Source organism: Rothia sp. 27098_8_161 (genome assembly GCF_041432905.1).
GTDB lineage: Bacteria > Actinomycetota > Actinomycetes > Actinomycetales > Micrococcaceae > Rothia.
This window is the reverse complement of sequence record NZ_JAPWAL010000006.1, coordinates 82833-96379: the sequence shown is the minus strand read 5'-3', so window position 1 is coordinate 96379 and position 13547 is coordinate 82833. Positions and strand designations below refer to the sequence as shown.

The window sequence follows — 13547 nt, the reverse complement described above, 5'->3', positions numbered from 1 at the left end:
ATAGTCCTGTAGCTTGGCGTAGGTGTTTCCGCTCGCCACGACAAAATGGATTCCCAGCGCCTGCAGGCGGGGCAGGATGCGTGAGAAACGTTCGGTGTCAAAGGTTTTGGAGTCGGTGAGGAATGTGCCGTCCATATCGACAGCAATAATGGAGGGTTTAGTCTGCATGCGATGCCTTTCTGCCCCTGCTACCCCATTCAGGCGGGGGTGCATCTGTGGCTGTGTCTCTTCTAGGGTCTCATGTTTTTCAGCTCCGAAAGATGGTATGCGGGCGTTCTTGAGAGTTGAGCGCCGTCACAAAACGTCATCTAAACCCCCATTTTTAGGGCGCAAGTCACTTTTTAGCCCCATTTTCACTGCTTTTTGCGCCCTTTTCCCTCCACGAGCTAAATTCACTTGAAGTGTAAAACTTTACCTGTCAAGCTTAAAGGTATGAACAACAACACCACGAAATCCACTGGTCTGCTCATCCTCCGACTCGTCTTCGGCTTTGTCATGATCATGCACGGAACCCAGAAAGCATTCGAATGGACTCCCGCGGGTACCATCGCCTCCTTCGAGCAGATGAGTATCCCCATGGCAGCCGCAGCAGCATACTTCGCTATGGTAACCGAACTAGTCGGCGGCATCATGATTATCCTAGGTGCAGGCACCCGCATCGCGGCAGCCGCATCCGTCATATCCATGAGCGGCGCACTCTTCTTCGTCCACCTCCCAGCAGGTTTCTCCGCATCTAAGGGCGGTTACGAATACGTCCTTACCCTCGCCGCAGTGGCAGCAGCCCTCACTCTCACCGGCGCAGGCAAGTTCTCCATCGATGCACTGATTACCGCGCACCGCAAGTAAGCTTTGAACCGTTTCTTGCCTCCACACACAATTCCCGAAGGCAGATAATTGCCGATAGGTTCACTCAGGCTTCACCACCGGCCGCCCTGATTCCGGCAGAGGACGACTGCATCTACCCGCAGTGAAGAGAGAGCGCGGAATGCGACAGCCCGCACCGCCACTCCACGATGCCCCGATAGCATTGGTCCGGGGGCATCGCCTTTTTGAACCCCACAAAACCCCAGACACGCAAGCGGCGGCTCCTCCCCTACGGGAAGAGCCGCCGCTTATCTCTATACCGCGCATCTACGCGTCTCTATGCAGTGCCCCCACTGGGACTCGAACCCAGAACACAAGGATTTTAAGTCCTCTGTCTCTGCCAATTGGACTATGAGGGCGCACCCCGCATAGTTAGGGGTACGAATACCTATTATTCCACGAAAACGCACCCACACCTAAGCGGAAGCATATTTCAATGAGTTCCCCACGCTCTAACTACAAGAAATCGCAACAGCACATACCGGTGAGCGACTGCACACAGCAGATACTCCCCCCCCCGGGCACAAAAATGGGCGGTGCAGAAGACCAAAGTCTTCCACACCACCCATTGCTTTTTATCTCAAGTGCGCTATCCCAGGGGAATACCCCTAAGTCAGGCTATTTTAGAGCTTTGCCTTCTGGCGTGCCGGTGCAGTACCGGTTGCCTCCTGGAATGCCAGACGCGGGGAACGCTGGTGGCGAATCGAGGAGGTGTCGCGACCGAAAATCTGGTTCAGAGCCCAGGTGGTCATCACGCGAACGGTACGCTCGGTGGTGGGGATTGCAGAGCCGTGGTAGCCGCGGTGCATAATCCACGCCAGCGGACCGCCAATGGTCTTACCCTTGAAGTTTGCAACACCCTTCCACAGGCCCAGACCTGCCACAACACCAATAGTCTCGTGGTAGTAGTCGGTCAGGGGCTCGCCGCGGCGAGCAGCCAGCAGGTTCTTAGCCAGAACAACAGCCTGGCGGGAAGCGTGCTGAGCGTTGGGAACGCAGAAGCCGCCCACGCCGCCACCGGAAAGATCCGGAACAGCCGCGTTGTCGCCTGCAGCCCAAGCACCCTCGAGCACGCCATCATCACCGGTAACACGCAGGTCTGCGCTCACGCGAACGCGGCCACGCTCGTCGATCGGGAAATCGGTGTTCTTCAGCATCGGGGATGCTGCCACGCCTGCGGTCCAGATCAGGGTGTCGGTCTTGACCTCGCCTGCGGGGGACTTGTCAGCCATGTTGATCAACTGCAGGTTACCGTCGGTTGCGTCGGAGAGGGAGGTGTTCAGCAGGATTTCGATGCCGCGTGCACGCAGCTCTGCAACAACCTTCTCTGCACGGTCTGCGGGAACCTCGGGCATGATGCGCGGTGCAGCCTCAACCATGACGAAGTGCAGGTCGGAAACGGAGAGACGCTCGTTGCGTTCCACAGCAACGCGTGCCATGTCCTCGAGCTCAGAGATGGTCTCAACACCAGCGAAGCCACCACCAACAACAACGAAGGTCAGGGCACGGCGGCGCTCTTCAGCGTCGGACAGCATGGATGCAACCTCGATGCGGTCCAGAACCCAGTTACGAACGGAGACTGCCTCTTCGATGGTCTTCAGACCGATAGCGACCTCTGCCAGGCCCGGAATCGGGAATGCACGGGTCACAGCTCCTGCGCCGAGGACGATCTCGTCGTACTTCAGCTCGAAGGGCTCACCGTTGTCGGTGGGCTCAACAACAGCGGTGCGCTCTGCGTGGTTGATGGAGGTGATACGACCGGGGATCAGCTCGGTGTCGCGCAGGTGCTGACGCAACGGCACAGTTGCGTTACGGCCTTCCATGGAACCTGCTGCAACCTCGGGGAGGAAGGGCTGGTAAGTCATGTAGGGGTTCGGCTCAACGATGGTGACGACGCCACCGGTCTCCTTGATAGCCTTCTGGATCTTCTTAGCAACGGTGAAGCCGACGTAGCCGCCACCGACGATCAGGACGCGAGAACGGTCCTGTGCCACCTTAGTGAATGCCATTTTGTTACTTCCTAGTCTTTAGGTACCGAAGGTTTGGTAGCCCTTCAGTAGGGTGGTATGTGCAACTTTCGGCTCGTTCCGAAAGCTCCCCTGACGAACAAAGCGGCCCGCTCTGGAAGTCCTTACGCAACGCGAAGTGGCTAGCAGCACGAGCCTGTCTATCACATACCTGTTGTCTTCTATTTTACGCCTTTGTTTAGGTAATTTCGCACCTATGGCCCCTTTTGGGCTGACCCTAAGTTAAAAGTTTTGCGCATCTGAACTGGGTTCACCCCTTGATGCTGGTTACGGTCAAAAATACCCTTTCTAATTTTTGTGCGGTGTGTTCGATATTTTCGTTTACTACTGCCTGTCCCGCCAGAAATCCCATCCCAAACAATAAAACCTGGGGCCAACTCAAAAGTCAGCCCCAGGCGAGCAGAAAAGCCCCTGTACAACAGAAAAACGTCATCAAACAGTGCTAACGAGGGGTCCGGCGAGCACTCTTCCGTGCAGTTTCTTAAGACTTCTTCGACACACGGCGAGTACCCCGGCGAGTACCCCGGCGAGTACCCCGGCGAGACCCCTGATGATGCGCCGCCGCACGAGCCATCTGCGCAACCTGCCCCGCGCTCACATGCATCCTGTGCAAACGATGCACCGAACCAGCCGTAATAATCGTCAGCCACAACACCAGCGCCGCCAAAATCACCGGCGGCAACCAGCCACGATCCTCCGGAGGGCGACGCGCATCCGGCGCAGCCGCCTTCACAATGCTCTCACCCTCCTCATGGACTGGCGCAGCATCGTTAGGAGTCGGAACGCTCACCTGCTGCTTGCGGTGCACAGCAATCCACTCAGAAATCGAACCCAAGGGATTAGCCGTCACCGCAGGTGACGCTAGAGCCATCGCATCCTGCGGATTGAAAATACCGTAACCATACAAAGGGTCACGACCCGTCGCACCAGCATCATCAGCCGAAGCAATTAACCGCTGAGCCAACTGAGCCGCCGACTCTTTCGGATACTTCTGCTTCAACAACGCTGCAACACCCGTCACCAGCGGGGCAGCAGCCGAAGAACCAGACCAAATCATGTACCCGTTACCCGGGGCAGCCGCAATCATATCGGTACTCGGAGCAACCACGGCAATCGAAATACCCTGAGTAGACGACCCCTCAGAAACCTGCTTATTCCGGTCAATACCACCCACGGTCAGCACGCCAGGAATCGTCGCCGGAGCACCAACCTGCGTCAAGCCGCTACCGCGGTTACCTGCAGCCGCGACAATCAGCACGCCTTTCTGCTCAGCGTAGGCAAACGCCTCATCCCAGCTCTGCGGCCAACTCGTCTTATTCGAGCCGATGGACATGTTAATAATCTGAGCCCCATTATCGACCGCATAACGCACCGCCGCCGGGATCTGCTCATCAATGCTCTTACCGCCGGTCGTACCCATATTCAGCGAAATCGGCAGAATTTTCGCATCGGGAGCTACACCAATCACACCGGTCGGCTTCCCCGGCTGACCCGCAATCGCAGAATAACCCTGCGTATCGTGACCGTGACCGGCAATCAGAGAAGCGACCTCCGTGCCGTGCATCGGCTCAGCGCCCAGGCCCATCCAGCCGTCCTCGCTACCGACGCCCGAAGCGTCATAACCGCGCAGAACATTACCCTCAAGATCCGGGTGAGTACCGTCCACGCCCGTATCAATCACAGCAACCGTTACACCCTTACCCGTAGCCTGCGACCACAAGGACGTAATACCGTACTCATTCAGCCAATACTCACGCTGACGAACATCATCACCATTCTTAGTCGACGTGCCCTGACTCGGAGTCGCAGAAGTCTTCGGCACCGCAGTACCCGACGGCGAAGGAGTCGCCGTCACCTCCCTCTTCGGGCTCGGCGACGCAGAAGCGGAAGGAATCGGGTCCGTAGCCCAGGCGGCAGGCGCCAGCGGGATCCACAACGGCAGAAGAGTCAACGCGGCACTGGCACCCAAAGGTGCACCCTTACGGATGCGGCGAGTAGCGCCTCGGTCAGAACCAACCGAGACGCACACACCAAATACACGAGACACACAGGCGAAAAACAGCACAAGAGACCAGCCGGTCAGGAGCATACCTCGCCGACGCTCAGAATGAAACATTAAAACTCCTCAAGCTGAGCTGCGCCGTGAACCACCATCGGTTCACGGCGCGAGCGCTCACGCCTACAGCTGGGACAGAGCAATACCGTCCAGAATGTCGTGCTCACTGACGGTCACCGAATCCACGGCGCCATCAGTCATCTCGTTCAGACGGGTCAGGATGCGGGCGTAAATCGTCGCGCCGGCACCAATCACATCCACCCGACCGGGGTGCATGTAACCGAGCTCCTCACGCTCGGTACGGTTCAGCGAAGCCAACCAGCGGGCAGTCTTCTGAACGGTCTCTACTGAGAAGCTCTGAGCGTTAATAGCCTCAGAATCGTAGCGGTCCAGACCCAGCGCAGCGGCAGCCACAGTGGTCGCGGTGCCAGCCACTGCCACCACGCGGCGCGCATTCTGTAGGGGAACCGTCTTACGCGCAACGCCGAGAGCCTCGTCAGTATCAGCCTCAACGCGAGCAATCTGAGACTCGGTCGCCGGGGCGCTGAGCATGTGACGCTCAGTCAAGCGCACACAACCAATATTGACACTACGGGAAGCCTTCACGCCCAACTCGTCGTCACCGAGCACGAACTCAGTCGAACCACCGCCCAGATCGAACACCAGAGTGTCGCCATCACCGTAACCGACAGCACGCACCGCACCCGCAAAGGACAGTGCAGCTTCCTCATCACCGCTAATGACCTCAGGCTCAGTACCCAAAATCTCGCGGATACCGTCCACGAACACCTGGCGGTTACCCGCATCGCGAGTCGCGCTGGTCGCCACGAAACGCACCGAATCAGCGCCGTGCTCCTTCAGCAACTGCGCGTACTCACGAGCCGCACCGAAAGTACGGTCCAGCGCTTCCTGCGCCAGCCAGCCGGTCGCGTCCACACCCTGACCCAGACGCACAATGCGCATCTCACGCACAACATCCTTCAGGACGGTCTTCTCAGCCCCGTCCACTACCTCAGTAATGGAATCAGCAATCAGCAGGCGAATAGAGTTCGTACCGCAGTCAATGGCACCAACGCGCACGGTGTGTTCCTTTCAGGTCTTCAATAAACATTCAGCGCCAAAGGCACAGCGAGCGCCGCAGGCGAAAAATTTTCGCTTTTCGGCGCTCTTTCTTCTATCTATTATGCGCCCGCACCGTCCCTCAAGACGATGCGGGCGCACCAGAATCAGTATTTAGGCTTCTTCACGCCATGCGGGGTCACAGGAGCAGATCTCAGGGGTCCACCACGCGGCGATAGCATCCAAGCCGCGGTCACCCATCGGGTTCACGCCGCGACCCACCGACAGGGTGTGGCCGATAACGGCGTGCAGGCACTTCACGCGGGTCGGCATGCCGCCGGCAGAGATGCCGTCAATCTCCGGGACCTCTTCGGTGCCGCTGATCAGGCGGATTCGCTCACGCTCAGCCAGGTAGTTTTCGTGCGCGGCAGCGTACTGTGCCGCTAGGTCTGCGTCCTCAGCCAGCGAGTCGGTCATCTCGTACATCAGGCCGCCCGCTTCCAGACGGGAAGCCGCAGCGGTAATCACCGGATGCGCGAGGTAGAACACGGTCGGGAAGGGGGTGCCGTTACTCAGGCGCGGCGCGGTCGCAGCCACGAGCGGGTTACCGCACACGCAACGTGCCGGGATCTCAACCACGTCGCGGACCCTGCGGCCCAGTTGTGCTGAGAGAACACGGATGTCCTGCCCGGTGGGGGTCAGGGTTTCAACAGTTACGCCGAAGCCGCGGGGGGTGCGTGCTTTCAGCTCTTCAATAGTGTTTTCGGTGCTCATATTCCTAAGTTTCTGGAACGAGGGGTCGCCTCGTCCGCTTATACTGGGTGTTTTCCAGGGGCAGGGTTCCTGCCGGTGACTGGGGCTAGTTCTTCTCGAGAGAATTCCAAACCTTCGTGGTCCAGGCTTCCTCAGGGGCGTCCTTCGCGTTCGCAGAAGTACCGTCCGCCTTCGAAGAATCCTCGGTAATGCCGGTGACAACGTACGGGGTATCGCCAGGGTTCACATAGTAGAGACGACTGCGTGCCTGCTGGCGAACATAGTTCTCGTCATTCCACCAGGTCTGTTCTGCCTTCAGCTGAGCGTTCTCCTGCTGTAGCTGAGAAATGTGCGCGTTGATCTGCTTGATTTCCCGGTCCTGCTCAATGTATGTAACCACCGGGTATGCGGTACCGAGCGCAATCACACCCACCACAACAGTAGTGAGGAAGCTACGTCCAGAGAACATGTGAGCTGCCACGGGGGCGTCGTATCCGTCTTCTTCACGGCCCTGCTGCTCAGCGGCGCGGCGGCGGGCACGCTCCTCACGACGAGCTTGAGCCTGACGTTCACGCTCAGGGTGACGCCTGTTCAAACCCACACCGAAGAAAAGAGCGCTTACCTTCTTCACCAGGGAGGGGCGGGCTTGCTTCGCGGCACCACGGGGCGCATTGGAGGAGACAGTGCCCTGAGCGGGTCCGGTGGAACTCTTTGAGTGCGACCGGGGCTGCTGGTTTGCTCGCTGGCTCATTGCTCTATCCCTCGTTCCATTCTGTACAGCTAAGCACTTCCTTCATATTCTACCGGGTTTGTTGGGGCTATCCGGCGCTATGTTATAGCAGCTACATGCGGCATTGTAGGGGCTGTGCCTCGTGAGCTGCCGCCCTTACTATCCTCAACACAGAGCAGGAGGCGGTGCCACTCCCCTACGGGGTAGCACCGCCTCCTTGACGTCTAACCGTTCACGCGGTCGGATGCTTCAGTAACTTATGCCTTGAAGCGGGGGAATGCGGACTTGCCAGCGTAAACAGCTGCCTCGCCCAGCTCTTCCTCAATGCGCAGCAGCTGGTTGTACTTAGCAACGCGCTCGGAACGTGCGGGAGCACCGGTCTTGATCTGGCCAGCGTTGGTTGCAACAGCCAGGTCAGCGATGGTGACGTCCTCGGTCTCACCGGAACGGTGAGAAACCATGCAACGGTACTCGTGGCGCTGTGCCAGCTCCATTGCGTCGAGGGTCTCGGTCAGCGAACCAATCTGGTTCACCTTCACGAGCAGAGCGTTAGCTGCGCCCTCTTCGATACCGCGAGCCAGACGCTCGGGGTTGGTCACGAACAGATCGTCACCGACAATCTGGACCTTATCACCAATCTGCTCGGTCAGGGTCTTGTAGCCCTCCCAGTCGTTCTCGTCCAGGGGATCCTCGATGGAAACCAGGGGGTACTTTGCAACGAGGTCAGCGTAGTATGCGCTCATCTCAGCTGCGGACTTCTTCTGGCCCTCGAACTCGTATGCGCCGTCGTTGTAGAACTCGGAGGATGCAACGTCCAGTGCCAGTGCAACCTGCTCGCCCGGCTTGTAGCCAGCCTTCTCGATTGCCTCAACGATCAGGTCCAGTGCGGCTGCGTTGGACTCCAGGTTGGGTGCGAAGCCACCCTCGTCGCCCAGGCCGGTTGCCAGGCCGCGGTCGTGCAGCACGGACTTCAGGGAGTGGTAAACCTCAACACCTGCGCGCAGAGCGTCAGAGTAGTTGTCGAAGCCGATGGGAGCAATCATGAACTCCTGGATGTCAACGTTGGAGTCTGCGTGAGAACCACCGTTGAGGATGTTCATCATGGGGACGGGCAGAACGTGAGCGTTCGGGCCGCCGAGGTACTTGTACAGGGGCAGGTCAGCGGACTCAGCAGCGGCCTTAGCAACAGCCAGAGAGACACCCAGGATTGCGTTTGCGCCCAGCTTGCCCTTGTTGTTGGTTGCATCCAGAGCAATCATGACTGCGTCAACAGCGCGCTGGTCAGAAGCCTCAATGCCGATGACCTCTTCAGCGATTTCTTCGATAACAGACTTCACTGCGCCCAGAACACCCTTGCCCAGGTATACGGACTTGTCGCCATCGCGGCGCTCAACAGCTTCCCACTCACCGGTGGATGCGCCCGAGGGCACAGCTGCGCGTGCGAAAGCACCGTCTTCGAGCAGAACCTCAACCTCAACGGTCGGGTTGCCACGGGAATCCAGGATCTGGCGTGCGTGAACTGCGGTAATAACAGCCATGAATTGTTCTCCTTTTGGGATGTCAAGGATGTGAACGGCTCACCCGGTAGTGGACAAGTCGCGTCCCCTAAATTTTAGCAAAAGTCCCACACAAACACACTAGTTGCCATCGCTTTTTTGCTGCCTTAATGAAGGTCTCAATAACCATTAGTCGTGCGCTACAAAGCGGAACAAGACCTACGCTTCCCCACAGAAAGAGAGTGTGGGTACCCGCTCAAAGCACAACATGAGCCCAAACAAATAGAAGGTGCTTTGAAACCTCTTATTCCCTCAGAGGACAGGTTTCAAAGCACCTCGAGAAGAACTCGACCAGCGTGTCTAGTAGCTCGGCTCATCATGAGTATGCTGAGCAATATAGCGGCGAGTGTACGAACGCAGGGCGCGCTCAGCATCCAGGCCGTTACGCTGAGCACGGCTCACCAACGCAAACAGCAACTCACCGAACTCCTCCTCAGTGTGCATATAGCGCAGGTCATCATCCATGCTCGTCGGCTCCGGCGGCAAAATAATACCTGCCTTACGTGCCTTCGACGCAGTCTTCTCCGCCATAGCAAGCGACGGCAGATGCGGCGGCACACCATCCAACGCGCCGCGCTCGCTCTTTTCCTTCTTCTTCAACGCGTCCCAGGCCGCCTGCTGTTCAGCCGCGGTACGGGGCGCCTCCGAAGAACCCTCAAACCCAGCCTCGAACACATCCGGGTGGCGCGAACGAAGCTTCTGCACCAGACCTTCAACGACCTGCACAATATCGAAGCCCTGCGGGTTCGCCGCAGCAATATCGGAGTGGAACACCACCTGCAGCAGCACGTCACCCAGCTCTTCGCACAGCAACGGCATATTAGGCTCACCACCGGTTTCTACGGCCTCAACAACCTCGTAGGTTTCCTCCACCAGGTAGCGGATGAGGGAGACGTGAGTCTGCTCAGCGTCCCACGGGCAACCACCCGGGGCGCGCAGCAGCGCCATAGTTTCCACCAGGGCACCGAAGACCTCAGCGGCACGGGCAGCAGTGTCATGAATATTCTGCGCCGCAGAAGTCTCAGGATTAGGAGTACCAGGAATCTCAGCCATAACAACCTTCCTCATCGAAAAAAGACAAACATAGCACGCCGCGCCGACCCCCACACGGAGAGCCGGCGCGCCGCACTTTACACGGGGTTAGAGGTTCCAGTGCGAAAGCGCACTCGTCATATGAGCCGGGATCTTCGAACCCAGACGCGGGAACATACGCAGCTCCTCGACATAACGCTCAGCATCCAGCGGACGCGGGTAGGTAACAAACGCCTGCTCATTCGCATAATCGAATGCCGCCTGAACTGGCACACCCGGGGTGAAGGTCAGGCTCATAGCTAGCGGCGAGCCCTCACCCTCGCTGTACGAGTCAGTCTTTAGTGCCGGGATATCCATCAGCGTCTCAGGAATCAGCTCGAAAGTACGGACTTGCTCCCAGAAGCCGTTGCGGCGCACGTGGGTTAGGGCATCGTAATAGGAGCCGAGAGCACGCACACGAATCAGCACGGTGGTGGCATCCTTTGCGGTGCCGTTCTCACCGAAGAGATGCTCGACGACCGGTGCCAGACGCTGAGCGACCTGAGTCTGAGTCAGCACCAGATTGCCGGATGCCAGCTGAGTCTCCGAGGGAGCCAGCGGGCTCTGTACCGCCACGGAGGGGGTGTCCGGCTCAGCCACGATGGTGGGCAACTGGTTGTGCTCGCTTAGCGCGGATGCCGAGATGCTGGAGGAGATACCTGCCGGGGTGCTCTCCTGCAGGGCAACCGGGATGGTCCCCACAGCGGGTGCCGCATCTGCAACCGGTGCTGCAGGGGTAGCCTGAGCGGTGGCCTCGGAGGCGGATGCAACCGTTGCGGGAGCCTCAGCAATCTTGGCTGCGGGGGTCACCTCAACGGTCTTGAGCTCAGCAACCTTCTCAGCGGGCTCTTCCTGAACACCAGCAGCCTTTGCCTCGGTAGCCTTCGCAGCAGCACCGGCGGTACCCACTGCGGCAGCTGCAGCAAGAGCACCAGCCAAGCCGGGAGCCACAGATGCACTCTCATCGGCAGACTCAACATTTTCGAGGGCAGGTTCCTCAGCGTACGCTTCAGCAGATGCAACGGAGGCCTCGGGCTCAGGCAGCAGTTCAGAATCGTCCAGGAACGCGGGCAGGGCGGGCTCTTCGGTCTGCTCTACGGCCGGTTCTTCTGCAGCTTCTTCAACGGGCTGGGTACGGTCCACGGTGAAGGACTCTGCGGCCAGGGGGGCGACAGCCGAAACGTCCTCAGCCGAAACATCCTCAGCGGGTGTTTCCTCAGCAACTGCGGGGGCTGCTGCATCCTCAGTGTTCAGCTTCTTCTGAGCGTTGGCAACGATGGCGGCCAGAGCAGCTTCCATATCTTCACCAGACTCATCAGACTCGTGGACAGAGGCCTCAGAAATCTCAGATGGTTCGGCGGTGAGCTCTTCAGCCTGCTCAGTTTCGGATTCTACGGTAGCCGCGCCAAAGACAGGGTCATTCTCGTAGTCATACTCAAAGTCAGCTTCAACCGGCGCAAACTCAGTCTGGGCAGGCTCGTCAGAAGCTTCAACAGCTTCCTCTGCGTCTTCCTTCTCCTGCACAGAAGCAGCGACGGCAGAACCAGCCGCAGCAGCAAGACCAGCGGCGGTCAGCAGACCCGAAGAGATATCCTCTTCAGCAGCCTCAATTACAGGCTCTTCAGCGACTTCAACAGTAGCCTCAGCCTCGTTCGCAGCCTGCTTCTCGGCGCGCTCCGCCTCAAGCTTACGCTCAATAGCTTCACGTTCAGCCTCAACCGAGTCAACGCTCTGAACAGCAGCTTCCTGAGGCTCATCCTGCGAGGTAACCTCAGCGGTCGCAACGGATTTAGCCTCGACAGCGGAGCCTTCCAGCAGGAAGCTTTCACTGATAGTCTGACCGTCCGCAGCGCCCAGGTAGGATGCGTGAACCTCCAGGCCGTCGCCCAGATGAGGCTTCAGAGAAACAGCCGCGCGGTTCCAGGTTGCGCCTGCCTGCTGAGCCTCGGTGTACAGCGCCGCAACGGGTGCGAACCAGTCAACGCCGGGCACGACAATGCCGGTTTCAACTTCACGGCCGCGGTGCAGCAGACGGTAGTGCATATCCTCATCAACATGGCGCAGTTCCAGGCTCATGGTGCCCGAACCGCGGGTGTGCATGAGCTCCGTCAGGCTGTAGAGAGCGCGTTCCTTGGGTGGAACGGGCAGGGTTACAGCACTCTCAACGGGCTCCTCAGCGCTGTTTTCTTCCTCAGTAAGTTCAGATGCCAGCAACTCGGGCGCCTCAACGACGGCCTCAATCTGCTCTTCCTCAGCGGCGGTAACAGGCTCTGTATCTTCTGCTAAAGCAGCGGTGAGGTCAACGGTTTCTTCAGTTTCAGCAACCTCAAAAATTTCGGGTGTATCAGCAGTAGCTTCTTCAGCGATTACCTCATCGGAAGCGACCTCGCCGAAAGTCTCCTCATCGCTGTCGAGGGTAATACCCAGTCGAGCAGCGTAGGCGGCAGCCAAATCATCCAAACCGGCGTTCTGCGCCTCGGTGACAGCTGCGCGGGTGCGGGCAGTCTTCAGGTCTTCTACGGTCAAGGAGTCCTCAGCTACAGATTCAGATGCAGAATAATCGCTCTTGGACTTGTTGTCGGCAGCCTCTCCAACAGCCTCAACAACCTCAAGCTCTTCGCCTCCCTCTGCCTCACTTGCAGTCGCTTCAGCGACCTCAGCAGCAGTATCTTCGGTGTTCTGTGCACGCAGAGCACGCAGATGCTCCTCAAACTGGGAACGGGCGTTCTCTGCTGCGTCCTTCGGTTCCTCGACATCGGCCGATGATGATTCCTTAGCCTCGACAGATGCGCCCTCAGCTTCGGTTTCTTCGTCATCGCGCAGGAACGCGGGGGTAGCGGGCTGAGCAGCCTCAGCAACCGGGGCGGCGTCTTCTTCAACATCCTGGCCCTCAGCTACCTGCTCAGCTTCAACAGGCTCCTCAGATTCCTGGGGGAAAGTACCAAGCGCAGCCAGCATGCTACGACGTTCCTGTTCCTCAGTCAGCTCATCAGCAGCGGAAGATTCTTCAACCTTCTCATCGCCGTGCAAGAGGGCACGCTTGAGGTCCTCAACAGCGCGGTGCTCTTCGTTCTGCTCTTCGTCGTGGTTCTGGTGGCGTGCGCTTTCAGACTTCACGAAGCGGCGCAGGGAGTCCTCCCACTGCTGCTGTTCCATAATCTTCTGGCTCAGTCGCGCGTTCTTGGGAGCATCTTCGCTTGCCTGTTCCTTCTGGACCTTAGCAGTTTCGGCGCTCTGTTCTTCGCGCGACTGTTCATCCAACTTCTTCTTGCCGATTCCAAAGAAGCTCATTGGGTGTCCTCCTCCGGCGTGCGCCGTGTGATGATGCGCCATTTCCTTCAACCTCCGCAGGTGTGTGGGCACGGGGGCGGGAACATGACGCAGATGTCCTCATAATCCTTTTAATTCTATCGCGTACATAGAGTTTCACC

At 58.5% G+C, this 13547-nt stretch carries 10 protein-coding genes and 1 tRNA gene; 1 reads left to right on the top strand and 10 read right to left on the bottom strand.

All coding sequences use genetic code 11. The annotated features are described in order from the left end of the window. On the bottom strand, nucleotides 1-135 hold a 135-nt coding region (locus O3648_RS04015; RefSeq protein WP_371568595.1), incomplete at its 3' end, for an HAD hydrolase family protein. Nucleotides 136-432: 297 nt separating this feature from the next. Between O3648_RS04015 and O3648_RS04010 the strand changes: the two genes are divergently transcribed. Continuing rightward, nucleotides 433-846, top strand: a complete 414-nt coding sequence (locus tag O3648_RS04010; RefSeq protein ID WP_279754284.1) for a DoxX family protein — start codon at nucleotides 433-435, stop codon at nucleotides 844-846. Nucleotides 847-1149: 303 nt separating this feature from the next. Here O3648_RS04010 and O3648_RS04005 read toward each other — a convergent pair. From O3648_RS04005 to O3648_RS03965, 9 genes are all read right to left on the bottom strand, one after another. After that, nucleotides 1150-1223 (bottom strand) — tRNA-Leu (locus O3648_RS04005). A gap of 264 nt (nucleotides 1224-1487) precedes the next feature. Beyond that, complete coding sequence (locus O3648_RS04000) at nucleotides 1488-2873, bottom strand: NAD(P)/FAD-dependent oxidoreductase (RefSeq protein WP_371568588.1); 1386 nt, start codon at nucleotides 2871-2873, stop codon at nucleotides 1488-1490. Nucleotides 2874-3372: 499 nt separating this feature from the next. Beyond that, nucleotides 3373-5007, bottom strand: coding sequence for a S8 family serine peptidase (locus O3648_RS03995; RefSeq protein WP_371568585.1), 1635 nt, complete (start codon nucleotides 5005-5007; stop codon nucleotides 3373-3375). A 63-nt stretch (nucleotides 5008-5070) separates the two neighbouring features. Continuing rightward, nucleotides 5071-6027, bottom strand: coding sequence for an exopolyphosphatase (locus O3648_RS03990; protein WP_371568583.1), 957 nt, complete (start codon nucleotides 6025-6027; stop codon nucleotides 5071-5073). Between the two features lie 153 nt (nucleotides 6028-6180). Further along, nucleotides 6181-6780 carry a DUF501 domain-containing protein gene (locus tag O3648_RS03985; protein ID WP_279741751.1) on the bottom strand — a complete coding sequence of 200 codons (600 nt, stop codon included), beginning with the start codon at nucleotides 6778-6780 and terminating at the stop codon, nucleotides 6181-6183. Nucleotides 6781-6865: 85 nt separating this feature from the next. Next, complete coding sequence (locus O3648_RS03980) at nucleotides 6866-7510, bottom strand: septum formation initiator family protein (RefSeq protein WP_279741749.1); 645 nt, start codon at nucleotides 7508-7510, stop codon at nucleotides 6866-6868. 236 nt (nucleotides 7511-7746) lie between these two features. Then, nucleotides 7747-9027: a phosphopyruvate hydratase gene (eno, locus tag O3648_RS03975; RefSeq protein WP_070686226.1), complete on the bottom strand. Its 1281-nt coding sequence runs from the start codon at nucleotides 9025-9027 to the stop codon at nucleotides 7747-7749. Nucleotides 9028-9345: 318 nt separating this feature from the next. Next, nucleotides 9346-10089, bottom strand: coding sequence for a MazG nucleotide pyrophosphohydrolase domain-containing protein (locus tag O3648_RS03970; RefSeq protein WP_371568593.1), 744 nt, complete (start codon nucleotides 10087-10089; stop codon nucleotides 9346-9348). 96 nt (nucleotides 10090-10185) lie between these two features. Then, nucleotides 10186-13407 carry an ornithinee aminotransferase gene (locus O3648_RS03965; RefSeq protein WP_371568579.1) on the bottom strand — a complete coding sequence of 1074 codons (3222 nt, stop codon included), beginning with the start codon at nucleotides 13405-13407 and terminating at the stop codon, nucleotides 10186-10188. Nucleotides 13408-13547 lie beyond the last annotated feature (140 nt).